Origin of the sequence: Phytomonospora sp. NPDC050363 (assembly GCF_040655735.1) — a bacterium.
GTDB lineage: Bacteria > Actinomycetota > Actinomycetes > Mycobacteriales > Micromonosporaceae > Phytomonospora.
The window spans coordinates 1-24,591 of the sequence record NZ_JBFAKK010000023.1 but is presented as its reverse complement, the minus strand read 5'-3'; the positions used below and the strand labels follow the sequence as shown (position 1 = coordinate 24,591).

General features: G+C 70.3%; 22 protein-coding genes and 1 pseudogene. 12 read left to right on the top strand and 11 right to left on the bottom strand.

What is annotated here, in order from left to right; all coding sequences use genetic code 11:
• The first annotated feature begins 4 nt into the window (after nt 1–4).
• The 3 genes from AB0I28_RS37290 (at nt 5) to AB0I28_RS37280 (ending at nt 2,179) form a co-directional block, all read left to right on the top strand.
• On the top strand, nt 5–868 hold the full coding sequence (locus tag AB0I28_RS37290) for a DMT family transporter (protein ID WP_357500764.1): 864 nt from the start codon (nt 5–7) through the stop codon (nt 866–868).
• 69 nt (nt 869–937) lie between these two features.
• The gene (locus AB0I28_RS37285; RefSeq protein WP_357500761.1) at nt 938–1,660 is read left to right on the top strand and encodes a hypothetical protein; all 723 of its coding nucleotides are present in this window, start codon (nt 938–940) and stop codon (nt 1,658–1,660) included.
• Nucleotides 1,661–1,711: 51 nt separating this feature from the next.
• Complete coding sequence (locus AB0I28_RS37280) at nt 1,712–2,179, top strand: hypothetical protein (protein WP_357500759.1); 468 nt, start codon at nt 1,712–1,714, stop codon at nt 2,177–2,179.
• Between the two features lie 45 nt (nt 2,180–2,224).
• On the opposite strand, the gene AB0I28_RS37275 is transcribed toward AB0I28_RS37280, so the two are convergent.
• From AB0I28_RS37275 to AB0I28_RS37255, 5 genes are read right to left on the bottom strand one after another with little or no spacing between them, the layout of a single operon-like run.
• Nucleotides 2,225–2,509 carry an Lrp/AsnC ligand binding domain-containing protein gene (locus tag AB0I28_RS37275; RefSeq protein WP_184787666.1) on the bottom strand — a complete coding sequence of 95 codons (285 nt, stop codon included), beginning with the start codon at nt 2,507–2,509 and terminating at the stop codon, nt 2,225–2,227.
• The gene (locus tag AB0I28_RS37270; RefSeq protein WP_357500756.1) at nt 2,506–3,171 is read right to left on the bottom strand and encodes an NTP transferase domain-containing protein; all 666 of its coding nucleotides are present in this window, start codon (nt 3,169–3,171) and stop codon (nt 2,506–2,508) included. Before AB0I28_RS37270 ends, AB0I28_RS37275 begins: the two co-directional genes overlap by 4 nt.
• Nucleotides 3,164–3,697, bottom strand: coding sequence for an NUDIX domain-containing protein (locus AB0I28_RS37265; RefSeq protein WP_357500754.1), 534 nt, complete (start codon nt 3,695–3,697; stop codon nt 3,164–3,166). Before AB0I28_RS37265 ends, AB0I28_RS37270 begins: the two co-directional genes overlap by 8 nt.
• Nucleotides 3,698–3,729: 32 nt before the next feature.
• Entirely contained in the window at nt 3,730–4,785 is a 1,056-nt protein-coding gene (gene trpD, locus AB0I28_RS37260) for an anthranilate phosphoribosyltransferase (protein ID WP_357500753.1), read from the bottom strand.
• Nucleotides 4,786–4,803: 18 nt separating this feature from the next.
• The gene (locus AB0I28_RS37255; RefSeq protein ID WP_357500751.1) at nt 4,804–5,205 is read right to left on the bottom strand and encodes a hypothetical protein; all 402 of its coding nucleotides are present in this window, start codon (nt 5,203–5,205) and stop codon (nt 4,804–4,806) included.
• Nucleotides 5,206–5,450: 245 nt separating this feature from the next.
• Between AB0I28_RS37255 and AB0I28_RS37250 the strand changes: the two genes are divergently transcribed.
• From AB0I28_RS37250 to AB0I28_RS37235, 4 genes are read left to right on the top strand one after another with little or no spacing between them, the layout of a single operon-like run.
• Nucleotides 5,451–6,053 (top strand): heme-copper oxidase subunit III, encoded by a 603-nt coding sequence (locus AB0I28_RS37250; RefSeq protein ID WP_357500750.1) that lies wholly within the window; start codon nt 5,451–5,453, stop codon nt 6,051–6,053.
• 6 nt (nt 6,054–6,059) lie between these two features.
• Nucleotides 6,060–6,878 (top strand): cytochrome c, encoded by an 819-nt coding sequence (locus tag AB0I28_RS37245; RefSeq protein ID WP_357500748.1) that lies wholly within the window; start codon nt 6,060–6,062, stop codon nt 6,876–6,878.
• Nucleotides 6,875–7,978, top strand: coding sequence for a Rieske 2Fe-2S domain-containing protein (locus AB0I28_RS37240; RefSeq protein ID WP_357500746.1), 1,104 nt, complete (start codon nt 6,875–6,877; stop codon nt 7,976–7,978). The genes AB0I28_RS37245 and AB0I28_RS37240 overlap by 4 nt, the downstream gene beginning before the upstream one ends.
• Nucleotides 7,975–9,579: a cytochrome bc complex cytochrome b subunit gene (locus AB0I28_RS37235; RefSeq protein ID WP_357500744.1), complete on the top strand. Its 1,605-nt coding sequence runs from the start codon at nt 7,975–7,977 to the stop codon at nt 9,577–9,579. Before AB0I28_RS37240 ends, AB0I28_RS37235 begins: the two co-directional genes overlap by 4 nt.
• A gap of 65 nt (nt 9,580–9,644) precedes the next feature.
• Here the strand turns inward: AB0I28_RS37235 and AB0I28_RS37230 are convergent, their stop codons facing one another.
• Both AB0I28_RS37230 and AB0I28_RS37225 read right to left on the bottom strand, forming a co-directional pair.
• A complete protein-coding gene (locus AB0I28_RS37230) occupies nt 9,645–10,577 on the bottom strand; it encodes a hypothetical protein (protein ID WP_357500742.1) in 933 nt (310 codons plus the stop codon).
• Nucleotides 10,574–11,170 carry a PadR family transcriptional regulator gene (locus AB0I28_RS37225; protein ID WP_357500740.1) on the bottom strand — a complete coding sequence of 199 codons (597 nt, stop codon included), beginning with the start codon at nt 11,168–11,170 and terminating at the stop codon, nt 10,574–10,576. Before AB0I28_RS37225 ends, AB0I28_RS37230 begins: the two co-directional genes overlap by 4 nt.
• A 170-nt stretch (nt 11,171–11,340) precedes the next feature.
• Here AB0I28_RS37225 and AB0I28_RS37220 point away from each other — a divergent pair, with 170 nt between their 5' ends.
• Nucleotides 11,341–12,063 carry a VOC family protein gene (locus tag AB0I28_RS37220; protein WP_357500738.1) on the top strand — a complete coding sequence of 241 codons (723 nt, stop codon included), beginning with the start codon at nt 11,341–11,343 and terminating at the stop codon, nt 12,061–12,063.
• 254 nt (nt 12,064–12,317) lie between these two features.
• Complete coding sequence (locus AB0I28_RS37215) at nt 12,318–14,075, top strand: HD domain-containing protein (protein ID WP_357500736.1); 1,758 nt, start codon at nt 12,318–12,320, stop codon at nt 14,073–14,075.
• A gap of 1 nt (nt 14,076) precedes the next feature.
• On the opposite strand, the gene AB0I28_RS37210 is transcribed toward AB0I28_RS37215, so the two are convergent.
• Nucleotides 14,077–15,777 (bottom strand): DEDD exonuclease domain-containing protein, encoded by a 1,701-nt coding sequence (locus AB0I28_RS37210; RefSeq protein ID WP_357500734.1) that lies wholly within the window; start codon nt 15,775–15,777, stop codon nt 14,077–14,079.
• A 795-nt stretch (nt 15,778–16,572) separates the two neighbouring features.
• Here AB0I28_RS37210 and AB0I28_RS37205 point away from each other — a divergent pair.
• Nucleotides 16,573–17,988 carry an MFS transporter gene (locus tag AB0I28_RS37205; RefSeq protein WP_357500732.1) on the top strand — a complete coding sequence of 472 codons (1,416 nt, stop codon included), beginning with the start codon at nt 16,573–16,575 and terminating at the stop codon, nt 17,986–17,988.
• Between the two features lie 1,636 nt (nt 17,989–19,624).
• Here AB0I28_RS37205 and AB0I28_RS37200 read toward each other — a convergent pair.
• Together AB0I28_RS37200 and AB0I28_RS37195 are read right to left on the bottom strand one after the other, a co-directional pair.
• Nucleotides 19,625–20,185 carry a hypothetical protein gene (locus AB0I28_RS37200; protein WP_357500731.1) on the bottom strand — a complete coding sequence of 187 codons (561 nt, stop codon included), beginning with the start codon at nt 20,183–20,185 and terminating at the stop codon, nt 19,625–19,627.
• A 195-nt stretch (nt 20,186–20,380) separates the two neighbouring features.
• Nucleotides 20,381–21,754: an NYN domain-containing protein gene (locus AB0I28_RS37195; protein WP_357500832.1), complete on the bottom strand. Its 1,374-nt coding sequence runs from the start codon at nt 21,752–21,754 to the stop codon at nt 20,381–20,383.
• A gap of 319 nt (nt 21,755–22,073) precedes the next feature.
• On the opposite strand from AB0I28_RS37195, the gene AB0I28_RS37190 reads away from it, so the two are divergent.
• Together AB0I28_RS37190 and AB0I28_RS37185 are read left to right on the top strand one after the other, a co-directional pair.
• A complete protein-coding gene (locus AB0I28_RS37190) occupies nt 22,074–23,306 on the top strand; it encodes a M48 family metallopeptidase (RefSeq protein WP_357500830.1) in 1,233 nt (410 codons plus the stop codon).
• 35 nt (nt 23,307–23,341) lie between these two features.
• Nucleotides 23,342–24,472 carry a glycosyltransferase family 4 protein gene (locus AB0I28_RS37185; RefSeq protein WP_357500729.1) on the top strand — a complete coding sequence of 377 codons (1,131 nt, stop codon included), beginning with the start codon at nt 23,342–23,344 and terminating at the stop codon, nt 24,470–24,472.
• Between the two features lie 9 nt (nt 24,473–24,481).
• Here the strand turns inward: AB0I28_RS37185 and AB0I28_RS37180 are convergent.
• Nucleotides 24,482–24,591 (bottom strand): annotated as a pseudogene (locus AB0I28_RS37180) (IS5/IS1182 family transposase); the annotation flags it as partial.

Here is a 24,591-nt window from a genome sequence, read left to right as displayed (position 1 = left end):
CCCGATGTCCCCCCTCGCTATCGGGCTGGTCGTGTGCGCAGCTATCGCGCACGCCAGTTGGAATCTGTACGCGAAGCGAGCCTCCACGGGAGGCCCTGTCTTCGTCTGGTTGGCGTGCGCCGCCTCGACCGTTCTCTACTTCCCGGTCGTGGCGGGCGTCGCGCTCGCGGTCAAACCCGACTGGAGCCTCAAGCTCCTGCTCGGTGTCGGTGTCAGCGGACTTTTACATCTCAGCTACATCCTGTTCCTGCAACGCGGGTACGCCAAAGGGGACCTCTCCGTGGTGTACCCGCTCGCGCGTGGGACCGGGCCCCTGCTCTCGGTCATCGTCGCGGTGGTGTTCCTCGGTGAGCGCCCCAGCGTCATAGCGCTGCTCGGCACCGGCGTGGTGGTCTGCGGGATCCTGGTCATCGGTCTCGGCAGCTCCAGCGGCGAGCGGATGGGCGCCATGACGGGCGTCCTCTACGGCGTCGGCAGCGGTGTGATGATCGCCGCCTACACCGTCTGGGACAGCTACGCGGTCAGCGAACTGGCCATCATCCCGCTGGTGATGCAGTGGGGGACCGGGTTCGTCCGGACGGTCGCGCTGGCCCCCTACGCGCTGCCGAGGGTCGGCGAGCTGAAGAAGGTCTGGCGCGAGCACCGCAAGCCGGTGTTCGTTGTCGGGATCCTCGAACCCCTCGCCTACCTGCTGGTCCTCTTCGCGTTCAAGTACGCGCCGGTCACCGTCGTGGCGCCGTCGCGGGAGTTGTCCATCGTGGTCGGCGCGCTGTTCGGCTGGCTTCTGCTGGGCGAGTCGCAGGCCGTGCGGAGAATCGCCGGTGCGCTGATCGTGTTGGGAGGCATCGTCGCGCTGGCGGCCACGTAGCTTTGAAGGGCTAGGATCCGCCGTCGGGATTGCTCGACTCGATCTCCTCGACCATTCGGAAGGACCCAGGTGACCTACCCCCCTCAGCCGGGCCAGCCATACGACCCGGCGCAGCAGCCCGCTGCCCAGCCCGACCCGTACGGCCAGGGGCAGCCCGCGCCCGACCCGTACGCCCAGCCCGCGCCCGATCCCTACGCGCAGCCCGCGCAGGACCCGTACGCGCAGCCGGGGCAGTACCCTCCTCCGCAGCAGCCCGGCGCCTATGGCCACACCTCCGGCGCGCCCTACGGTCAGCCCGGCGGGGACCCCTACGCCCAGCAGCCGCCCACCCAGCACTTCCAGGTTCCCCAGCAGCCCATGTACGCAGCGCCGACGGCCCCGCAGAAGTCGAAGGTCGGCCTGTTCGCCGCCATCGGCGGCGGTGCCCTCCTGGTCGTCATCCTGCTGGTCGTGCTGATCGTCGCCCTCAGCGGCGGAGGTCCCGGCGGCGTCGTCGAGGAGTACCTCGAAGCCGCCAAGGCCGCCGACTTCGAGGAGGCCAACAACCTCGTCTGCTCCCTCGACAGCGACACCTACCTCGACCCCACGGCGTTCTCCGACCCCGCCGACCGGGCGGAGTGGGAGGCCGCGGTCGCCGACATGGAGTGGGAGGTCCTCAGCGAGTCCGAGGTGGGCGACAGCGCATCGGTCGTCGTCAAGATCACCAGCTCCTCGGAGTTCCTGGCCGGGACCGAGACCTTCACGCTGGAGAAGATCGACGGCGACTGGAAGGTCTGCAGCAGCGGTAGTTAGACCATGGGCCGGACCGCTGCGACGGGCCGGCCGACAACGGGAGGGAACCACGTGAGCGACCAGCCGGACGAGGCCGTACCGGGCGCCGAGACCGAGACGGTGCCCGAGTACGCACCCGAGCCCCAGCGGAGCCGTAAGGGGCTGCTGATAGGGCTTGGAGCGGGTGCCGTGGCCATCCTCGTGGCCATCGCGCTGCTCGTGGTGTTCGTGCTGGACGCCAACGGGCCCTCGGACGTGGTCGACGACTACTTCGGGGCCCTCAAGGACGCCGACATCGCCGAGGCCCGCGGCTACCTGTGCGAGGCCGAGCGCGTCGGTGCGGGTGAGCAGGACGCCGACGCGCAGGCCGCGCTGGCCGGCCTGGTCGCCGAGCTGGAGTGGGAGATCACCGGGGAGAGCGTCCGCGGGGACACCGCTACCGTCACGGTCGAGCTCAAGGGCCTCGGTGAGGCCGGCGAGGACACCGTGAAGCTCGTCACCGAGGCGGGCGACTGGAAGATCTGCGGGAACTCCCTGTAGGAGGGGCACGCCACGGCCGGTCAGCGGACCTGACCGGCCGCAGCGTCACTCCGCGTCGAAGCCGATCGCGAAGGTCTCCTCCAGGTCGTGCTTGGAGTAGGCGCGAAACGCGATGTGGGTGTCGGTGTCGGCGACGCCCTCGACCTTGCTGATGCCGCCGGCGATGACCTCGGCGATCTGCTCGAACTCGCGGACCCGCACCATCGCGATCAGGTCGACGTGCCCGGCGGTGGAGTAGACCTCGCTGACGCCCGGCAGCTCGGCGAGCTTCTGGGCGACCTCGGGAATGGCGTCGGTGGCGCAGTCGATGAGGACAATGGCGGTGATCACAGCTTCGCTCCTTCGATCGTGGCCGCGTGCCGGTCGGCGGCGGCCAGCCGCTGCGGGGTACCGCAGTCGATGAACACTCCATCATGGGCGACGGGCCGCAGCTCGCCGTCCCGTTCGGCCGGGCGCCACACGGTGTGCACCAGTTCGCCCGGCACGGCCTCCAGGTCCTTCACCCGCGCCCACGGCAGCAGGGACGCGCCGGCGAAGGCGAGACCGCTGAACAGGTGCGGTTCCTCGGGCGCCACGACTCCCAGCAGCCGCACCTCCCGCCGGTCCCACCCGTCGAGCAGGCGGCGGTAAGGCTCGACACCGCCGTCGAGGTAGGCGTCGGAGTTGCACACCAGCACGTCGCGGCCGTCGATCCAGTCCTTGATCGCGGCGACCCCGCCGGAAGTCCCCAGCGGGGGAGGTTCCTCCACCGAAAGGCGCGCGCGGCCGTCCACGGCCGCCACGATCTGTTCCGCCAGGTGGCAGGCGTTGACCGCGACCAGCTCCGGCCCGGCCAGACCCACGCCGGCGACACGGGCGAGCGTGCGGTCGAGCAGCGAGACACCGCCGACCGGCAGCAGCGGCTTGGGGGTGGTCAGCGTGACCGGCCGCAACCGCCGCCCCTCGCCCGCGGCGAGGACGACGGCGCACAGCCGCTCGGGCACGCTAGTCATGGACCGGTTCCCCGAGGCTCTCGGTGTAGGGCCCGATCCCATAGTGCGACAGCAGCTTCGCGCTGGCCGGGGTCAGCGGCGGGAGAGCCGACAGCTCGTGCCACTGCGCGTCGAGGACCTCGGCGCCGTCGACGCTGACCTCGACCTCGTCGGGATCCACGCGGGCGGTGAACACGACGTCTACCCAGCGGCCGCTGGTGTGCACGACCGCGCTCGGCTCCGCCGGGACCAGCTGCGTGCCGCCCTCCAGCCGCACGCCGGTCTCCTCGGCGAGCTCGCGAACGGCCGCGACCTGGGGGCGTTCACCGCGGTTGATGAGCCCGGCGGGCAGGCCCCAGCCGTGGCCGGGAGGCTGGCGCAGCAGGAGCAGCCGCTCGCCTTCCAGGTCGTGCAGCAGCACGACCGCGCCCAGAATGTACTTGGGAGAGATCCGCCTCGCCAGGAAGCGCTGCATGCGCCGCGGCAACCGGTAGAAGACGCGGTAGACGGTGCCGCGCAAGAGCCCGGCCCGACGACGATTCACCATGACGGCATACCTTACGCAGCGCCCGCCGCGGCTCAGGCGGCCGCCACCTCGACCCAGCGGGCGAGGGTGCGCCTCGCGTCACCGGAGTCGACGGCCTGAGCCGCGCGATCCAGGCCGCGCCGCAGCGCGCCGGGCAGGTCGGCGGCCCACTCGTCGTCGGCGGACTGGAGTCCCTCCTGCGCGGCGAAGGCGGCGGCGGCGTTGACGAGGACGGCGTCGCGGACCGGTCCGGTCCGGCCGGCCAGCAGATCGCGGGTGACCTTCATGTTGAAGGCCGCGTCGTCTCCGCGCAGCGCCGCCGGCTCGACCCGGGCCAGGCCGAGGTCGACGGCGTCGAGGACGCTGAAGGTGACCTCGCCGCGGTGGGCGAGCCAGACCTGCGTCGGCGAGGTGGTGGTGAACTCGTCGAGGCCGTCGACTCCGCGCAGCACCAGGGCGGTGCCCCCGCGACGGGCGATCACGCCGGCCATCACCGGGGCCATGGTCTCGTCGGCGCAGCCGATCGCGCCGATCTTCGGCCGCGCCGGGTTGGTCAGCGGGCCGAGGAAGTTGAAGAAGGTGGGGATGCCCAGCTCGCGGCGGGTCACCGCGGCGTGCCGCATCCCGGAGTGGAAGCGCGGGGCGAAGCAGAAGCCGATCCCGGCCTCGCGGACGCAGCGCACGACGGCCTCGGGGGACAGGTCCAGGGGAACGCCCAGCGCCTCGATCAGGTCGGCCGAGCCGCACTTCGAGGAGGCCGCGCGGTTGCCGTGTTTGACGACGGGCACGCCGCCGCCGGCGACCACGAGCGCGGCCATGGTGGAGATGTTGACGGTGTGGGCCTGGTCTCCGCCGGTGCCGACGATGTCGGCGGCCACCGGCAGCTCGCCGGGAAGCTGCACCGCGTGCGCGACCATCGCCTCGACGAGACCCCCGACCTCCTCTGGCGTCACGCCCTTGGCCCGCAGCGCCACGGCGAAGCCCGCGACCTGCACGGGAGTGGCCTCACCGGCCATGATCTCGCCCATCGCCCAGGCGGTGTCCTCGGCGGACAGGCGCGTGCCGGACAGCACGGTGGACAGGAGGTGCGGCCAGGTACGCGCGCCCATGATGGGCCTCCGGGTCTATCAGGTGTTGGCGGGGGAACGGCGCTTCTTGAGCAGGGCGACGACCGACTCGGCGGTGGTCACCGGGTCGAGCGGGTGCGTGAGGGTCGCGTCGGCGCGCGACCAGGCGCCCAGCCACTCGTCGGCGGCGCGGGCCAGCACGACGCAGGAGGTGGGCGGCTCGTCGAGCTCATCGCGCAGCTGGCGCGCCACGCCCAGCCCGCCGGCGGGCTGCGCCTCACCGTCGAGGAGCATGAGATCGACCTCATAGTCGTCGATGAGCCGGACGGTCTCGGCGTAGTCGGACGACTCGACGTACTCAATGTGGACGTCGGCGGCCGGGTTGTCGCCGATGGCCGAGCGCATGGCCTTTCGCACCGCCGTGTTGTGGCTGTACAGAAGGACGGTGTACTCGGTGCTCATGCTGACTCCGCGGTAGCTCTTGGCGGACCCGACGGGTGACGGGGTCCGTGCGCCGGTGGGGCACACTGCGGATCGTACTCGCCGCCGGACGGCCGCCCGGGACCCACCGGGGATGGGCGCCGTCGAGTTACCGCGTCGCGACGCACCGATCGTTGTGGCTGCTCAGCGCGCGTCGACTACATGAGACACGCGCGGATTACGCACCCCTCTACAACTCGTCGACGATCAACGGTAATAATGACCGCGTGACAGCGGCCCAAGCCACCATCGACAAGAGCCGGATCCATTCGCTGACCCGTCCCAACATGGTCAGTGTCGGCACGATCGTTTGGCTATCCAGCGAACTGATGTTCTTCGCGGCGCTGTTCGCCGCGTACTTCTCCATCCGGGCGCACGTGCCCGAGTTGTGGGAGCATCACGCGGCGAACCTGAACGTGCCCTACGCGCTCACGTTCACCATCATCCTGGTGGCCTCCTCGGTCACCTGCCAGATGGGGGTGTTCGCCGCGGAGAAGGGCGACGTCTACGGTGTGCGCCGTTGGTTCGCGATCACCTTCGTGATGGGCCTGGTCTTCGTGCTCGGACAGGTCAACGAGTACCGCAACCTCGTTCACGAGGGCATGCCGCTCGACCTCGACGGATACAGCACGATGTTCTACCTGACGACCGGCTTCCACGGACTTCACGTGACCGGCGGTCTGATCGCGTTCATCTTCTACATGATCCGTACGACCATGGGGCGCTTCACGCCTGCCCAGGCGACCTCCGCGATCGTTGTGTCCTACTACTGGCACTTCGTCGACATCGTCTGGATCGCACTGTTCGGCATGATCTACTTCCTGAAATAAGTGAGGATGACCGTGGCTGCAGAGAGCAGACCTCGAAGCCGTCAACGCGGGCGGTTCCGTCGGCTCGGCAAGGTGGCGCGCTTCATCGCCGCCCTCGCCTTCGTCGGCGCCACCTACACGGCTTTCTCGCCCGGCATCTACGCCGACGAGCCCACCGACGCCGCCCTGACGCTCGACGCGCAGAAGGGCAAAGAGCTTTTCGACCAGAGCTGCATCAGCTGTCACGGCGCCAACGCCCAGGGCGTCGACGACCGCGGTCCCAGCCTGATCGGCGTGGGTTCGGCCGCCGTCGAGTTCCAGGTGAACACCGGCCGCATGCCGATGGTGCGCCAGGAGGCCCAGGCCGAGCGCAAGCCCCCGATGTTCACGCCGGAGGAGGCCGCCTTCCTCGGCGCCTACATCCAGGCGATCGGCGGCGGTCCCGAGGTGCCCGAATCGGTCGACCTCGAAAACCTCGAGGGCGCCGACATCGCCACCGGCGGCACGCTGTTCCGCGTGAACTGCTCCAGCTGCCACGCCTTCTCGACGGGCGGCGGAGCCCTGTCCTCCGGCAAGTACGCGCCGAGTCTCTACCCGGCCTCGTCGGTGGAGATCTACCAGGCGATGCTGTCGGGCCCGCAGAACATGCCGGTCTTCGCCGACAACCAGCTCACCCCTGACCAGAAGCGCGACCTGATCGCCTACATCAAGTACATCCAGGACGACCAGGCGCAGGGTGGCTGGGACCTCGGGGCCTTCGGGCCGTCGACCGAGGGCCTGGCGATCTTCCTCGTGGGAATTGTGGCGCTGGCGATCGCCACGCTCTGGATTGCAGGGAAGTCATGAGCACCGAACTACCGGCGAGCGGGGAGCACGGCGAGAAGGCGGAGCCCTTCGACGTCCTCGACCCGAACGCAGCCCGTTTCGAGCTCGTCAAGGAGGCTCTGCGCCGCGACGGCATCGAGATCCTCCATTACGAGCCGCGCTTCCCGGTCCCGGGGACCAAGGAGGAGAAGCGGATCGTCCGGACGATCTCCTTCTTCTTCGTGCTGTCCGGCCTGGCCGCGCTCGGCTTCATCGTCGCCTACATCTGGTGGCCGTGGGAGTACGAGTTCGGCGGCGCCGACACCTGGTCGAAGTGGTACACGCCCGTCCTCGGCGCGCTCCTCGGCATCGCGCTGGGCGGCATCGGCATCGGCATCCTGACCTGGTCGAAGAAGCTCTTCCCGGTGGAGGAGCTGGTCCAGGAGCGCCACGACGGCGCCTCCGACCCGGTCGAGCGCAGGCTCACCGGCGCGACCCTGGCCAACATCGGCGACGAGACCGGCATCGCCCGCCGTCCCATGCTCAAGCGCGCGCTGCTGTTCGGCGCGGCTCCGCTGGGTCTGGCCGCGCTCATGCCGATCGGCGGTCTGATCAAGGACCCTGGTGACGCGCTGTTCACCACCGGCTTCGACGCCGAGAAGTTCAACGGCGGCAAGCCGGTGCGCCTCATGCGCGAGGACGGCACCCTGGTGCGTCCCGAGGACGTCAGCGTCGGCGGTCAGATCACGGTCTTCCCGGCGATCCCGGGAGGCGCGACGCTCAAGCACGCCGACTCCCCGACGCTGCTGATCCACCTGCGTGAGCCCGACGGCGCCGAGGCGCGCGCGAACGCCTACGAGATGAACCGCGGCTCGCAGTGGCAGAACTTCATCGCGTACTCGAAGATCTGCACGCACGTCGGCTGCCCGGCCAGCCTCTACGAGCAGCAGACCAACCGGCTGCTCTGCCCGTGCCACCAGTCGCAGTTCCACATCACCGACAACGCCATGCCGATCTTCGGCCCGGCGACCCGCGCCCTGCCGCAGCTTCCGATCGACGTCGACGAAGAGGGATACTTCTACGCGGTGTCGGACTACAAGGTCGCGATCGGCCCGGCCTTCTGGGAGCGTGAGAAGAAGTGAAGCGTCGCAAACTCGACGTCAAGCAGCTCCCCGCGAAGGCGGCCGGAGAGCTCGACGACAGGTTCCAGCTGGCGAGCCCGCTGCGCAAGGTCCTGACCAAGGTCTTCCCCGACCACTGGTCCTTCCTGCTGGGCGAGATCGCGCTGTTCTCGTTCATCGTGCTGCTGCTCACGGGCACGTTCCTCGCGCTGTTCTTCGACCCGTCGATGACCGAGGTGCACTACGAGGGTTCGTACGCGCCGCTGCGCGGCATCGAGATGTCGAAGGCCTACGAGTCGAGCCTGACCCTGTCCTTCGACGTCCGCGGCGGCCTGATCCTGCGGCAGATGCACCACTGGGCGGCGCTGCTGTTCATGGCCGCGATCATCGTCCACATGGGCCGCACCTTCTTCACCGGCGCGTTCCGCAAGCCGCGTGAGACGAACTGGCTCATCGGCGTGCTGCTGTTCTGGCTCGGCTTCGCCGAGGGCTTCATCGGCTACTCGCTTCCCGACGACGCCTTGTCGGGTACGGGTCTGCGGATCGCCGGCGGTATCGCCGAGTCGATCCCGCTGGTCGGTTCCTGGGTCTCCTTCGCCCTGTTCGGCGGGGAGTTCCCGGGCGACTCGGTGATCCCGATGTTCTACATCCTGCACGTGTTCCTGCTGCCGGGCATCCTGCTGGCGCTGATCGGCATCCACGTCGGTCTGGTGTTCATCCAGAAGCACACGCAGTGGCCGGGGCCGAGGCGCACCGAGCACAACGTGGTCGGGTACCGCATGTTCCCGAACTACGTGTCGAAGCAGGGCGGGTTCTTCATGCTCGTCTTCGCGGTGATCGCGCTGATGGCGGGCCTGTTCCAGATCAACCCGATCTGGCTGTTCGGCCCGTACAAGGCCGAGGTCGTGTCGGCGGGTTCGCAGCCCGACTTCTACGTGATGTTCCTCGACGGGATCGTGCGTCTGTTCCCGGCGTGGGAGATCACCGCCTTCGGGTTCACGATCCCGGCGGTGTTCTGGCCCGGCATCGTGGGCATGGGCCTGTTCACCATGCTGCCGCTGATGTACCCGTTCCTGGAGCGCCGGTTCACCAAGGACAAGGGGCACCACAACCTGCTCCAGCGTCCGCGTGACGTTCCGGCGCGCACCGGTGTCGGCGCGATGGCCCTGGCGTTCTTCGTCATCTGCACGCTCTCGGGCGCCAACGACGTCATCGCCGACAAGTTCGACATCAGCCTGAACGCGATGACCTGGGCCGGCCGCATCGGCCTGCTGGTCGTCCCGCCGATCGCGTACCTGATGGCCTACCGGATCTGCCTGGGCCTCCAGCAGCACGACCGCGAGGTGCTGGCGCACGGTGTCGAGACGGGCATCATCAAGCGTGACGCCGACGGCCGCTTCTACGAGGTGCACCAGCCGCTGGCGCAGCCCGACGAGCACGGCCACACCCACCTCGAGTACAACGGCTGGACCGTCCCGAAGAAGATGAACCGCCTCGGTGCCCTGGCGCCGACGCTGAAGGGCTTCTTCCGGCCGATCGAGCAGCCGCCGGTCCCGCCCACCGCCGATGGCGGCGAGGTCGAGGGCGGCGAGAAGCGCGAGGAGATCACCGCCGGCAAGTAACGGCGGAGTTCTCGGCGACGAGCCCCGGTCCCCTTGTGGGGACCGGGGCTCGTCTCGTCGGCGGCTCAGGCGGCGGCGATCAGGTCCCGGTACACGCCGAAGGCCTTCTTGGGCGTGTAGTCGTCGGTCATGAGCCCGAAGCGGTGGAACAGGCCGGGCCCGGCGCTGTCGGCGTCGCGCAGGGAGAAGTGCGTGTAGGCGCCGAGGTTGAGTCGCCCGGCCTGGTGCAGGACCGCTTCCAGGGTGGTCGCGAGGACCTCGGCCTGGCGCTCGGGAGTGCGGTCCGGGCCGGTCGGCCAGCCGTTCTCGGTGATGTGCAGCGGCACGTCCGCGCCGATCCCGGCGGCGCCGAGGATCTGCTCGCGGTGGTAGGAGAGCAGCCCGCGAACGGTGGCCCCGAGTTCGGCGGCCGGCACTGGCCGGAACACGTCGGGGAAGAAGTCGAGACCGACGTAGTCGAGCGCGTCGACGAAGTCCGGTCCGCCCAGGGCGGTCAGTCCAGCGACGAACCCGGCCGAGGGCCCGAACAGCACGGTGGTGTTGAAGCCGACGCGCAGTTCCGTGAGCCCTTGTACGCGGGCTTCGTCCTTCGCGGCTTGCACGCCGGCGACGAGCGCCTCGTTCACGCGGGGGTAGTGGCCGTCGAGAGTGGGGTTGCCGGTGACGTTGGCCTCCTCGGTGATCTGGAGGGTGGCGATGGACGGGCCGAGCCTGCGGACCTCCTCGCGGACGAAGTCGGTGTAGCCGGCGACGTCTCCGGTGGGGGACTGGTACTGGAGGACCAGGTCGAGGCGGCGGCCGGGCGCGACGTACAGCTCGAACCGCTCGGGTGTGGAAGGGCCGGTGCCCTCGCCGGTGTAGGTGAGATAGCCGCGGACGAGGCCGACGCCGAGCTCGTCGAGAGCCTCGGCGACGGCGGAGGGGTCGTCGGGGGAGCCCGTGAGGACACGGCCCTGATCGTCGCCGAGGGCTCCGCCGGGATAGATGCCGAAGATCATGTGCTCTCGCTTCCTGTGGGGTCGGCCGGCCAGGCCAGGGTCCCGTCGCGGATCTCCTCGGCGACGGCGGTGATCCAGGCGCGTTCGCCGTCGAGCATGTGGAGGGCGAACTCGGCCTCGATGACGTAGAGCCGCGGGACGGTGCCGGCGGCCAGCACCTCGTCGAGAGTGCGCCGCTCGGCGGTGATGATGGCGTCGAGGCGTTCTCGGCGTTCGCGGAGGGCGGCCAGGGCGCCCTCGGGGCCGAGTGCGCCGATGTAGGCGACGGCGGTGAGGAAGCGCGGGTACTCGCGGTGGGGCAGGCTGATCTGGCGGTCGAGGCGGGCGGTGAATTCGGCCCGGCCCTCGGGGGTGAGCTCGTAGACGGTGCGGGTGGGCCGGCCGCCCTCGCGCTCGGTGGCCGTCGCCCGGATCCAGCCTTCGGCTTCGATGGTTCGGACGACGTCGTAGAGAGAGCCGCGGTTGACGCGCACGGTGGCGTCCTTGCCGCGTTCGCGCAGGACCGCGGCCATCTCGTAGGGGTGCATCGGGCGTTCCATCAGCAGGCCCATGAGGGGGAGGGCCAGCGGGTTCTCGGTGCTCCGTTTTGGCATAGTCGACTCCTGATAGCAGAGTTCGACTATAGCGCCTTCCGGTCCGGCTCCGAGACCGGCCTCGTCTCCGCTAATCCACTTGCGGCGCCGTCCTCACCTGGCCTAACGTCCGGTTCACATGGGCCGTTCGGGTGTCAGCCGGCGGACATGCGTCAGATCGGAGAACGGAAATGACCACTCAGCTCTACGCCCTCAGCGTCGACGCCCACGATCCGCGCGCCCTCGCGCGCTTCTGGAGCGGAGTCCTGGGCTTCGAGCTGGTCGACGACCCGCGCGACGGGATCGTCCTCCTGCCCGATGACGACACCGGGTTCCGCCTGCGGTATCTGCCCGGTGGCCGGCGGGAGAAGATCGGTTCCAACCAGGCGCACTTCGACATGACCAGCCAGTCGCCGGAGCATCAGGCGGCGACGGTCGCCAAGGTGCTCGAACTCGGCGGAAGCCACCTCGACATCGGCCAGGGCGACGTGGACCACGTGGTCATGGCCGACCCCGAGGGCAACGAATTCTGTGTGCTCGAACCGGGCAACAACTTCCTCGCCGGCTGCCCGTTCATCGGCGCCGTCTCCTCCGACGGCTCCCAGGCCGTCGGCTACTTCTGGAGCAAGGCCCTCGACTGGCCGCTGGTGTGGGACCAGGACGAGGAGACCGCGATCCAGTCCCCGCACGGCGGCCCGAAGATCACCTGGGGCGGGCCCCCGATGGACGAGCGGGAAGGCAAGAACCGCCTCCACTTCGACCTCGTCACGCCCCCGGGCGGCGACCTGCGGGCCGAGGTCGACCGTCTCATCTCGCTCGGCGCGAAGTCGCTCGACATCGGCCAGGGCGACGTCGAGCACGTGGTCCTCGCCGACCCCGACGGCAACGACTTCTGCGTGTACCCGCCGCGTTGATCCGACCGGTTCCGGCGGCTCGCGCGTCGCCGGAACCGGCCCTCCTATGTGGACGCTGAGTGCCCTCCCGCCGACCCGCCGAAAAGGCACATCGAAACACTTCACTCCACGTCGCACCACCTGTGCGACACCGCCTCCAGCACCGATGAATCGTCCGATCGGATGAGCGACACTTCGCCCTCGATCACTAGGTTCTGCCCAGTCGTCCCATTAGGATCGCCAAAGACGCGACATCAGGCGGACGGAGGTGCGACGTGCTGCGAGCCATCCTCTCAAGGTCGAGTGAGGCCAACGACGGGCTCAGCGCCCTCGTGGATCAGCTCGTGCGCACACATCGCGCCGAATACGCCAGTCCCGACATCCCCCTGCTCCGCAAGGCCTACCGCATCGGCGAGCAGATGCACCGCGGCCAGATGCGCAAGAGCGGCGAGCCGTACATCACCCACCCCCTCGCGGTCACCCAGATCCTCGCCGAACTCGGCATGGACACCACCACGCTGGCCGCCTCGCTCCTCCACGACACCGTCGAGGACACCAGCTACACCCTCGAACAGCTGCGCGCCGACTTCGGCACCGAGGTCGCCTGGATGGTCGACGGCGTCACCAAGCTCGACAAGGTCTCCTTCGGCGAGGTCGCCGAGGCCGAGACCACCCGCAAGCTCATCGTCGCCGCCGGCCGCGACATCCGCGTGATGGTGATCAAGCTCGCCGACCGGGTGCACAACATGCAGACCCTCGGCTTCAAGTCGCGCCCCTCGCAGGTCCGCATCGCCAAGGGCACCCAGGACGTCCTCATCCCCCTCGCCGACCGGCTCGGGCTCTACGTCCTCAAGCGCGAACTCGAAGACCTCGTCCTGGGCATCATCGAACCCGAGCTGTACAAGGAGATCGACGCGTTCCTCTCGCGCGGCGGCGAGCGCAACGCGAGGGTGGAGGCGGCGCGGCGCAAGCTCGCGCCCCAGTTGCGCGAGGTCCGCGTCAGCGCCGAGATCGTCGACCGGCCCCGTCACCACTACTCGGTCTACCGGGAACGCAACGCCGGGCGCCCCAGCGGCCGCCAGGACCCGCTGCGCCTGGTCCTGCTCGTCGACGGCTCCGACACCGACTGCTACGCCGCCCTCGGCGCCGTGCACAACACCTGGCAGCCGATCCCCGGCCGGTTCAAGGACTTCATTGCCTCGCCGAAGTTCAACATGTACCAGTCGCTGCACACGACCGTCTTCGGTCCCGACCACGAGCCCATGGACGTCATGGTCCGCACCCGGCACATGAACCGGGTCGCCGAGCTCGGCATCATCGCGCAGCTCTCGCCCAGCGGACAGCGCGCCCACCGCGGCCCCGAGAAGCTGCTGTGGCTCACCCGCCTGCTCGACTGGCAGCGCGAGACCAACGACTCGGCGAAGTTCCTCGAGTCGCTGCGCTGCGACCTCGCCGACGAGCAGATCCTCGTCTTCACCTCCCAGGGCCGCCAGGTCCTGATGCCGCTGGCCGCCACACCCGTCGACCTCGCCTACAGCGTCGACACGCGCATCGGCGACCGCCTCATCGGCGCCTACGTCAACGGCCGGCTCGTCCCGCTCTCGCGCGGACTCGCCGACGGCGACCTCGTCGAGATCATCACCGCCGAAGGCGGCGACTACCCCGGCCCCTCCCAGGAGTGGCTGCTCACGGCCAAGACCCCGCAGGCGCAGCTCCAGATCAGCCAGTGGTTCGCCGGGCACCGCGACGACCGCATCCCCGAGAAGGCCCTCGCCGAACGCATCACCGCCGGCCGGGCCGCCCTCAAACAGGCCCTCCACCAGCGCGACCGCGGCCTGTCGACCGACGAGCCGCTCATGCGCCTGGGCCGTGACCTCGGCTACCGCGACGTCGACGCCCTCTGCTTGGCCGTCAGCGACGGCAAGATAGACGCCGGGCAGCTCGCCGACCGGCTCATCGACATCGTCGACCGCGTGCCTTTAGACTCCGTCCCCCCGGAGAACTGGCAGCACCCCCTGCGCGTCGACGGCTGACTCAGCGCCGAAGCGGCGACCGTAAGTCCGCGTCCTCCGCCTTCGCCAGCAGCCACCCGTAACGCCCCGCGGCCCTCGCCGGCGAAGACCAGCCCTCACTGCTGCGCACCAGACGCGTGTCCGAATGCTCCAGCCAGTGCAGGATCCGCTCCGTCTCGGCCGCATAGGCCGCCGGAAGAACCCCCACGACCGTCTCAGCGGTCGCCACGAGCACCTCGACCGTCTGCATCGGATCCGCGCCCGGCGGACTGTGCCCCGCCGAGACCAGACGACCCCGACGCACCACCGCCACATCCCAGCCGCGGTCGGCCGCACGACGCGCGGCCACGAACTCGCCGATACGGGTGATCGACGCCAGCCGCTGCGTACGGATCGCCGCGCGCAGGAAATAGACCAGCCGCTCCCGGACCGCCGCCGCCTCCTCGAAACGCTCGGCCGCCGCCAGCGTCTCGATACGCGTCAGCAGCGGCCCCACGACCGCCTCCGGGTCACCCGTCATCGCCTCCGACAAGGCGCTGACCATCACGCCGTAGTCCTCGACCGAGATCTCGTGCACACACGGCGCCGGGCAGCGACCCAACTCCGCCAGCGCGCACACCGGACTGACCTTGCGCACCGACAAGCGGGTCGTGCACTGCCGCAACGGAATCGCGTCGACGATCGCGTTCATCGTCGCCTCCGCCGCCCCACGCGAACGAAACGGCCCCAGCCAGCTCCCGTCGCCCTCCGACAGCTTCCGCACGATCGACAGGCGCGGATAGGCCTCGTCGGTCAACTTCAGCCACGTCACGCCCTCAGGATGCTTCGAGCGGCGATTGAAAGGCGGCTTGTGCGCCGCGATCATCCGCAACTCACGCACCTCCGCCTCAAGACCGTGCGAACACTCCACCGTCTCGATCCGGGCCGTCCGGCGAACCATCTCCCGCATCTGACGACGCGTCTCACCCGCCGTGAAGTAACTGCGCACCCGCGCCGCCATGTTGATCGACGTGCCCACGTACAACGGCTGATCATCCGCGTCACGAAAGATGTACACACCAGGCGCGCTCGGAACCTTCTGCGCCAGATGACGCTTCTTGCGCAACTCCGGCGGAACCGCCCGGCCGAACTCCGCCAACTCCTCATAGGTGTGCACACCATGGCTGCCCAGCCGCTCGATCAGAGCGTGCAGAACATCCACCGTCGCCCGGGCATCCGCCAACGCCCGGTGATTGGGCGACACCGTCGAGCGGAAATAGCGAGCCAAAGTGCCAAGACGCTTATTGGGCACCTCATCGCGATCCACCAGACGCCGAGCCAACACCACCGTGTCCACCACACGAGGCTTCGGCCACACATACCCGCAACGATCCGCCGCGGCCTTCAAGAAACCGACATCGAACGGCGCGTTGTGCGCCACCAGAACACACCCCGCCGCGAACTCCAGAAAGGACGGCAACACCTCACGGATCGGCGGGAAGTCACGCACCATCTCGTCATTGATGCCCGTCAACATCGTGATCCGCGCATCGATCGGCTCACCCGGATTGACGAGCGTCCCGAACTCCCCCAGGATCTCCCCACCCCGAACCTTCACCGCACCGATCTCCGTGATCGCCGCCGAATCCGACGCCACCCCCGTCGTCTCCAAGTCCACCACCACGAACGTGATATCCGACAACGGCTCCCCACGATCAAGAAGCGAAGGCTGCACCGCCCTCACCCGCGAGCTCCCCTGAACAGGAACACCCCTGCCGTTAACGTCCACCACGCCCGGGACCCTACCGCCCACCACCGACAGTGTTGCTTGGCGGCAGTGTTTCTTGGCGGCTTCGCCGCGGCCGCGCTTCGCGCGCTTGCCGCTGGGCGGGGCGGTCGCCTCCGCCGTCGGGGTCGCCGTGCGGGGATGGTCGCGGTGGACGGCTTTGGCGACCGCCCCGTCGTACGCGGCAGAGTTTGCCGACGTGGGGGAGGGGTGGAGGTGGGTGCGGGTGGGCGGGCGGGTGCGGGTGGGTGTGAGGGGCTTCAGTGGCGGGGTTGTTGGCTAGATTCGCCTGCCGCCTGCCGCCTGCCGCCTGCCGCCTGCCGCCTGCCGCCTCAACTCACTCGCCCGGAGCCCTCCTGCCCGTGGCAGGCATTGGTCTCGCCGGACGCAACGCCCGTCGAGCAGGCCTCAGCTCAACTCGCCCACCGGACCTGCCCGCATCGATCGCCGGATTCGCCTCCCCGCCCGCCCTCTCCCACCGCCGCTCCTGCTCGCCGCTCGTCGAAGGCTCGCGGCGCACGGTTTCGCTGACCGCGCCTGGCGTGCGCGGCGAGGTCGGCCGACGTGGCGGGAGTCATAGCGGGGGACCGGCGGGCAGGTCAGCGGCACCGGTCGGCGGCGGACGGGTGCGGGGCCCGGGGTTGCGGTGACGAGCGGCCGTCACGTTGACGCGTGGGGGTTCGTCAGGGAGGCGTGGAGCGATCGAAGTCCACACCGAGACCTTTGGAGTCCCACAACAGGGGAGAACAACCGATGTCCACTGACACGCATCCTTCGGCCCTCGGGCGCGCGAGCGCCTGGGCCCTGCCGGTCATCGCCGCGGCGCAACTGCTCATGGTGATGGACGGGACCATCGTCACCGTCGGCCTGCCCAACATCGGGCGCGGCCTCGCAATGACCGACGGCGACCTCAACTGGGTCCTGACCGCCTACGCGCTCACCTTCGGCGGACTCCTCCTCGCCGGGGGACGAGCGGGTGATCTGTTCGGGCGCCGTCGGCTCTTCCGCGGAGGGCTCGTGCTCTTCACCGTGGCGTCCCTCTTGGGAGGTGTCGCCACCAACGGCGGCTTGTTGATCACCGCCCGCGCGCTGCAAGGGCTGGCCGCCGCGGTCATCGCTCCGGCCGCGCTCTCCCTCCTCGCCGACGCCTATCCCCCCGGGCCAGGACGCAACAAGGCCCTCGGCGTCTACGGAGCCATGGGCGGCCTGGGATCCGTCGCCGGACTCCTGCTCGGCGGTGCGCTCACCGAATACCTCGGCTGGCGCTGGATCATGTTCGTCAACATCCCCATCGCCCTGGCCGTCCTCGCCGGAACCGCGGCCCTGCCCGCGGGCAGCCGACAGCGCGGCGGAGTCGACGTGCCCGGCGCCCTCACCGTGACCCTCGGCCTCGGTTCCCTCGTCTACACGATCAACCGCGCGGGCAGCCACGGATGGGACGACGCCGTGACCCTGACGACCCTTGCCGTCGCGGCCGCCCTCTTCACCGCCTTCGCCGTCATCCAGCGCCGCACCCGGCATCCCATCCTGCCCGGCGCCGTCATCGCCGACCGCCGACGCCTCGGCGCCAACCTCGTCATGTTCCTGATGGGCGGCGGCATGCTCGCCACCTTCTACTTCCTCACCCTCTACATGCAGGCCGTCAAGGAATACCCGCCCATGCTGACCGGCATCGCCTACCTCCCCATGGCCGCCGCCATCGGCATCGGCTCGGGCGTCATCGGCCCCAAACTCCAAGCCGCCACCTCGACCCGCACCCTCACCGCGATCGCGATGGCCGTCGCCACCGCCGGAATGGCATGGTTCGGGCTCCTCACACCCGACCAGAATCCCTGGCTGGTCCTCATCCCCGCGCAGGCCGTCGTCGGCGCCGGACTGGGCATGGGCTTCGTCGCGTGCACCATCGCCGGCGTCCGCGACATCCCCCCGCACAACACCGGCATCGCCTCCGGCCTCATCAACACCAGCCAGCAGATTGGAGGCGCGCTAGGCCTCGCCCTCCTCGCCGGACTCGCCACCACCGTCACCACCAGCCACGCGACGACCACCACCGTCCATGAAGCACTCACCCACGGATACACGACCGGCCTCATGGCCGGCGCACTCACCTTCCTCGCCGGACTCATCGTCGCCCTTTACACGCTGCGCGAGGACCGAGGAGGCCGATAACGATGGTGTGGGGCGGCTGTGTTTGCCGGCGGCTGCGCCGCGGTCGCGCTTCGCGCGCTTGCCGCTGGGCGGGGCGGGCGCCTCCGCCGTCGGGGGTCGCCGTGGGTGGGTGGTTGCGGTGGACGGCTTTGGCGACCGCCCCGTCGTACGCGGCAGAGTTGCCGGCGTGCGCGAGGGGTAGCCGGCGCGGTGACCGGTCACCGGTCACCGGTCACCGGTCACCGGTAACAGGGCGGCAGAGTCGCCCGCGGGGGGCGTGGGGGCGGGAGGACGTGAGGCGTGGGAGGTGGCGGGGCGTGGCGGGTGGAGGGTCGTAGGCTCGGTCGGGGGCGGGTGGCCTGGGCGGTGAAGACGGCTGTGAAGGGCATCCGCTGCCTGCCCTTGCCCCGTCCTTCCACATGTGTGGGTCCGCCCGCCCCATTACGTGCGTCAGAGGGCGCAGGGCGCAGGGCGTGGGGCGTGGGATCTGGCTTGCTCCGCCACGCGTGCCAGAGCTCGGCAGCGTGGGGTATAGGGCGAGGGCTCACCTACTCCGCCACACGCGCCAGCTCGGTGGCGTGAGGCTGGGTCCGCTCGCCCCGTTCCGCGCGCCAGAGTCCATCGGTGCGGTGCGGTGCGGTGCGGTGCGGTGCGGTGCGGTGCGGTGCGGTGCGGTGCGGTGCGGTGCGGTGCGGGCCGCCCTCACGCACGCCAGAATTCGCTGGCGTGAAGCGTGAAGCGTGAAGCGTGAAGCGTGAAGCGTGAACCGCGCGAGAGGGGCGGGAGCCAGGGTCCGTCCGCGTCCGTCCGCCCATTACGCACGCCAGAGTTCGCTGGCGTGGGGGAAGTGGGGCGTGCGCGCGCTCGCCCCGCCACGCGCGCCAGAACTCGCTGGCGTGAGGTTGGGCTAGGCCGGGTGTGGGTGGCATGGGCGGTGGAGCGCGTCCGCCCTCCGTCCTCGCCGGCCCTTGTCCCTGCCCATCCACATGCCTGGGCCCGCCCCGCTACGTGCGCCAAAGTCCGCGAGGCGAAGGCCGGGCCACACGCCAGGGCGCGGGCGCGGGGCGCCGGCCGGGCCACGCAGATCCCCGTGGGCGTGGCGGGTGGGGTTCGGGCTCGCCAGCCCCACTACGCGCCAGAGTTGGCTGGCTTGGACTCGTCCTTCCCGCGCCGCGCCAGAGCTCGGAGGCGTGGGGCGAGTAGCAGGAGCTCATCCCGCCGTACGCGCCAGAGTCAACTGGTATGGGCTCGTCTTCCTCGCCACGCACCAGAGTTCACTGACCTGGAGCGGGGGTTCGGGCTTGCCCACCCCGCCACGCGCTCAAGAGTTCGCCGGCGTGGGCTCATTCGCGCCGCCAAACTCCGGAATCCACTGCTGAGGGCTGCGGGGTGCGGGGTGGTGGCTAAGCCGACTCGACCAACCCGTCACCTCGTGCCTACGCCGCCCAACCACCCGCCAGCCCCACTCCCCCTCTCCCCATGCACAGCCCCACGCCACACCCTTCCCCGCACGTGCACGCGCTCCCCGACGTAGACACCCACCCCACACCACACCGCACCTGGCACCCCTCACACCCACACCCGGCCCCGCCCTTCCCCCACAAGGGCGGGGCCGGCCCCGCCACGCAGCCCCGGTCACGCGCCCCGGTCACGCCCCCTACTCCGCCGCATCCACCGCGATCTCGCCGGCGAACACGACCGTGTCGGGGAGCTCGGTGATGTCGTCCCCGTAGTTCGGGGAGACCTCCACCCGCAACTTCGTCTCGTCGGGCCCCATCACGCAACCGAAGTCGCCGGTGGCCTTCTTCCCGTCCCCGACGGTGCCGGTCAGCTGGCCACCGAGGCCCTCGTCGAAGACTTCCTCGGCGGCGTCGCCGGCCTCGCCGGTCTTGCAGATCACCGTGAACAGGCCCAGGTCGACGGGCTTGCCGACGTTGTTCTCCACCTGGATCGTGAAGCCGATGAAATCGGTGTCGGCCGGCAGCGCGGTGTCGGAGGACTTCCCGCGCTCGAAGTCCGACAGGGCGACGCCGAAACCATCGGGGTAGACGTACGGGGTCTCCAGCGCCTGCTCACCGGACTGCTCCTCACCCGTGGGCGTCGGGGAGGCGGAGTCGGCGGGCTTGTCGTCGTTCTCCACCGGTTCCTCGGCCGGCCCGCACGCGGCGAGCAGGGCGACGGCGACGAGTGCGGCGGAGGTGGCGAGAGTCTTCTTCAAGGCTTGTCCTCTTCGGGCTCGGCTTTTCGTGGGCCGGACTGCCGGTGACCACGGTCGAGGCTAGGAGGCGACGAGATCGACTCGCTGACGGATTCGTGCCATCGTGGCCTGCGGCACGAGAAAAGCACGACAAAAGCACCCTAGGGGCGCTGATTTTTCGGTCGAGCGTGGGTGCGGGCGGAGTTTCGCCCGTCCTCAGGTGCGGCTGAGGCGGCGCAGGAGCGTGTCCGACGACAGGGGGTAGGCGCCGTGGCGGCGTGTCCCGTCGGCGACCTCCTTGTCGGAGGAGATCACGATGACCGGCCGTCCGTTGGGCTCGGCGCGCACCAGCGCGCGGATCACCTCGTCGGCGGTCTCGCCCTTGCGGCTGAACAGGACCCGCACGCCCCTGGGCGCCGGCGGCAGCCCGTGGATGCGTTCGGCCCCGTCGAACACGATCGTCGTCTCCGCGCCGGTCTGCGCCGCCAGCCCCGACATTCCCCGGATGAGCCGCGCGCGCTGCTGTTCGAGCGAGAGGTCCTTGTACCCGCGCATGGTGACGTTGTAGCCGTCGACGACCATGTGCGCCTTCGGCAACGCCAGCAGATCGTCCAGCCTGGACGGATCGTCGGCCTCCAGGCCGCGCGCGGCGGAGGCGGCGGTCGCGCCGGGCAGTTCGGCGACGACACCGCCGATCAGGTCGGCGGGCGTCCGCTCGGCCGGCTCCAGCGCGAGCTCGCGACGCAGCCCTTGCGCCGCCTCGCCGATCGTCTCCAGCAGCAGCCACAACCGCGCGTCGTTGAGCGCGCGGGCGTCCCGGGCGCCGTGCCGGGCCTGTTCGAGAGCCCTCTTCGCCTGCTCCAGCTCCTGCCGCAGCCGGCGCACCTCCAGCTTGTGGTCCTCACCGGCCTTGTTGAGGCGACCGCGCTCGGCGGCGAGCGAGTCGCTCGCCTTCTGCTCGCGGCGGGCCGTCTCGCGCAGGTCCTTGGTCAGGCCTCGGTTGGCCGCGCGAAGGTCCACGACCTCGGTGCGCAGCTCCGACAGCTCCGCGCGCAGCTTCTCGGCCTCGCGCTCGGCGGCGGCCTTGTCGTGCTCGGCGTGCGCGACGAGCTGCTGCGCCTCGGCGAGTTGCGCCGAGACGGCCGCTTCCTCGTCCTTGGTGCGCACCGCGGCGCCGGCCACGTCGAGCATGTCCAGCCAGCCGACGGGCCGCGTGAGATAGGCCAGGGCGGCGACCTCGACCGGATCCGCCGCGGCGGGCGGATTTCCCGCGGCCACGGCCGCGCCCAGTTCACCGGTGCCCTCGACGACCTTCGCGGCGATGATCTGCCGGAACGCGGTGTCCGAGGCCAGCTGCGCCGCGATCGTCGAACCGCCAAGACGCGCACGCTGTTTCGGCGCGAACTTCGCGACCTTCCGCAGCGGCATCGGCAGCTCGTCACGGCGCAGCGCGGGAAGCGTCTGCGCGGTCAGGTGCACGATCCGCTGGCGCGTCGCCTCGGGCAGGTCGGGTTCGGCCTCGCCACGCCCGGCGTCCCCGGGTCCGGCGCCGTGCGCCTCGGCCTCGGGGAGATTCGGCCCGGCCGCCATATCGTCGACCCCGACCTCCACCGCCTCCCCGGGGCGGATCTCGTCGGCGTCGGCCGGGTCACCGCCCGGCCGGGCGGTCATGGCGCTGCCGGTACGGGTGAAAAGAGCGCAGCGTGCCCCGAGGACACGACAAGCCGCCACTCGCGGCGCGCTGGGGTCCGTACCGACATGCGTCAAGTGTGGCACTTGCCCGGCGGGTTCGGGCCGCGCAGCCTAGGGTTCATACCGCGCGTGGCCCATATCTCGCCACACACCACCTGAACGGACGACGGTACGGTACCTCATGGCCGTGTCCCAAGCAGTTCGGCAGCCCGCCTTCATCGCCTTCGCGGTGCTCCTGCTCATCCTCGTCGCCGCGGCCGTCGTCCTCATCCCCTGGCAGCACCCGCCGACCCCCTCGCGTTCGGCGCAGCTCGCCGCGCTCGCCGAAATCCCGGCATCCGCGGTGGCCAAGGGCAAGGAGTTCGCCGCGGCCACCCGGCCCGGCGGCTACCTGTCGATGGCCGCCGGGCTGATCGCGGCCCTCGTCCTCGGGCTCACCCCGCTAGGTGCCCGGCTCGTCGCCGCATGCGGGCGTCCTTTCGGCGGTCACTGGCTTGCCGAGGCCGCGCTCGGCGGACTCGCCGTACTGCTCGCCGCGCAGCTCGTCACGCTCCCGTTCACCGCCTGGCGGCACACGGTCCTGGTCCGCTATGGACTGTCCACACAGAACTGGGGCGGATGGGCCGCCGACCTCGCCAAGTCCTACGCGATCACGATCGTGTTCGGACTGGTCGCGCTGATCGCCTTCTACGGGCTGACGCGCCTCGCCCCGCGCTTGTGGTGGGTCTTCGCGGCGACCGGCGCGGCGCTGCTGGTCGTGCTGATGTCGCTGATCTACCCGGTCCTGGTCGAACCGGTGTTCAACAAGTTCGAGTCGATGCCGGCGGGCGAGCTGCGCACCGAACTGCTCGACCTGGCCGCTCGTGACGGTGTCCCCGTCAAGGACGTCCTGGTCGCCGACGCCTCCCGGCGCACGCGCGCGGTCAACGCCTACGTCTCCGGCATCGGCCCCACTCGCCGCATCGTCGTCTACGACACGCTCCTCCACGAGGCGCCCGACGACGAGGTCGTCATGGTCGTCGCCCACGAACTCGGCCACGCCAAGAACAACGACGTCGTCATCGGCACCGCGCTCGGCGCGATCGGCGCGGCCGCCACCGTTTGCGGCATCGCCGTTCTCGGCGGCTTCCCCGGCCTGCTGCGCCGGGCCGGCGTCGACTCCATCACCAGTCCCCGGGCCGTCGCCCTGCTGCTCGCGGTGATCGCCGTCGTCGGACTGGTCGGAACCCCGATCCAGAACCTCGTCTCGCGCCGGGTCGAGGCCGCCGCCGACGAGCACGCCCTGGTCCTCACCGGCGACCCCGGCACCTTCGCGTCCATGCAGCAGCGGCTCGCGACGGCGAACCTCGGCGACGTGGACCCGCCGGCGGTGCTGTTCTGGCTGTTCGCGTCCCATCCCAGCACCGTCCAGCGCATCGCCGCCGCCCGCGTGCACGCCGACGGCGGCTGACCCGGCCACCCGTCTTGTCGGCTATCGTCCCCAGCGTGCGCCGTACCCTGCTCGTCACCAACGACTTCCCGCCGCGACCGGGCGGCATCCAGTCGTTCGTGCACAACCTCGCCGTCCGGCGGCCCCCCGGCTCCCTCGTCGTCTACTCCTCCACCTGGCGGGACCCGACGGCCTTCGACGCCGAACAGCCCTTCCCAGTCATCCGTGAGAAGACCGGCGTCCTCCTGCCGACCCCCGCGGTCTCCCGCCGTGCCGTCGCGCTGGCACGCGAGCACGACTGCGACTCGGTGTGGTTCGGCGCGGCGGCGCCCTTGGGTCTGCTCGCGCGCGCCCTGCGCGACAAGGCGGGCATCACCCGCGCGATCGGGCTCACCCACGGCCACGAGGTCGGCTGGGCGGCCCTCCCCGGCGCTCGGGCGGCGCTGCGGCGCATCGCGCGCGGCAACGACGTCCTGACCTACCTCGGCGAGTACACCCGCGAGCGGCTGGCCCCGGTCGTCGGGGAGCTCACCGAGCTGCGGAGGCTGGCGCCCGGCGTGGACGTCGAGAACTTCACCCCCGAAGTCGACGGAACCGAGGTGCGCGAGCGCTACGGCCTGACCGGCCGGCCGGTGATCGTGTGCGTTTCCCGCCTGGTGCCGCGCAAGGGCCAGGACACGCTCATCGACGCGTTGCCCGCGATCCGCGCGAAGGTCCCCGACGTGGCCCTGCTGCTGGTCAGCGGCGGGCCCTACCGCAAGAAGCTGAAGGCCCTGGCCGAGAGCCGCGGTGTGGCCGACGCGGTGTTCTTCACCGGCGCCGTTCCCTTCGCCGAACTGCCGGCCCACTACGCAGCCGGGGACGTCTTCGCCATGCCCTGCCGAACCCGCAACGGGGGCCTCGACGTCGAAGGGCTCGGCATCGTCTACTTGGAGGCCTCGGCGACGGGGCTGCCGGTCGTGGCGGGCGACTCCGGTGGCGCGCCCGACGCGGTCAGGGAGGGCGAGACCGGCTACGTCGTGGGCGGCACCGACACCGCCGCCCTCGTCGAACGGCTGGTGACGCTGCTCGGCGACCGCGCGCTGGCCGCGAAGCTCGGCGCGGCCGGGCGGTCGTGGGTGTGCGAGGAGTGGACCTGGGACCGGCAGGCGGCCCGGATGGCCGAGCTGTTCGACGTTCAGGGCTAGGGTGTGTCGTCAAAGGGTGGGTAGCCATTGGTGGATGGCGGCGAGGGTGATGGCTGCCTGGTAGGACTGGTGGGTTTTGTCGTATCGGGTGGCGATGCCCCGCCACTGCTTCAACTGGT

What these genes read in the sequence shown, in the direction of transcription:
- AB0I28_RS37290 (WP_357500764.1), top strand. Translation starts at nt 5, where the DNA reads ATGTCCCCCCTCGCTATCGGGCTGGTCGTGTGCGCAGCTATCGCGCAC.
- AB0I28_RS37270 (WP_357500756.1), bottom strand. Translation starts at nt 3,171, where the DNA reads ATGACTAGCGTGCCCGAGCGGCTGTGCGCCGTCGTCCTCGCCGCGGGC.
- AB0I28_RS37265 (WP_357500754.1), bottom strand. Translation starts at nt 3,697, where the DNA reads ATGGTGAATCGTCGTCGGGCCGGGCTCTTGCGCGGCACCGTCTACCGC.
- trpD (WP_357500753.1), bottom strand. Translation starts at nt 4,785, where the DNA reads ATGGGCGCGCGTACCTGGCCGCACCTCCTGTCCACCGTGCTGTCCGGC.
- AB0I28_RS37255 (WP_357500751.1), bottom strand. Translation starts at nt 5,205, where the DNA reads ATGAGCACCGAGTACACCGTCCTTCTGTACAGCCACAACACGGCGGTG.
- AB0I28_RS37245 (WP_357500748.1), top strand. Translation starts at nt 6,060, where the DNA reads ATGACCGTGGCTGCAGAGAGCAGACCTCGAAGCCGTCAACGCGGGCGG.
- AB0I28_RS37240 (WP_357500746.1), top strand. Translation starts at nt 6,875, where the DNA reads ATGAGCACCGAACTACCGGCGAGCGGGGAGCACGGCGAGAAGGCGGAG.
- AB0I28_RS37230 (WP_357500742.1), bottom strand. Translation starts at nt 10,577, where the DNA reads ATGATCTTCGGCATCTATCCCGGCGGAGCCCTCGGCGACGATCAGGGC.
- AB0I28_RS37225 (WP_357500740.1), bottom strand. Translation starts at nt 11,170, where the DNA reads ATGCCAAAACGGAGCACCGAGAACCCGCTGGCCCTCCCCCTCATGGGC.
- AB0I28_RS37220 (WP_357500738.1), top strand. Translation starts at nt 11,341, where the DNA reads ATGACCACTCAGCTCTACGCCCTCAGCGTCGACGCCCACGATCCGCGC.
- AB0I28_RS37205 (WP_357500732.1), top strand. Translation starts at nt 16,573, where the DNA reads ATGTCCACTGACACGCATCCTTCGGCCCTCGGGCGCGCGAGCGCCTGG.
- AB0I28_RS37195 (WP_357500832.1), bottom strand. Translation starts at nt 21,754, where the DNA reads ATGGCGGCCGGGCCGAATCTCCCCGAGGCCGAGGCGCACGGCGCCGGA.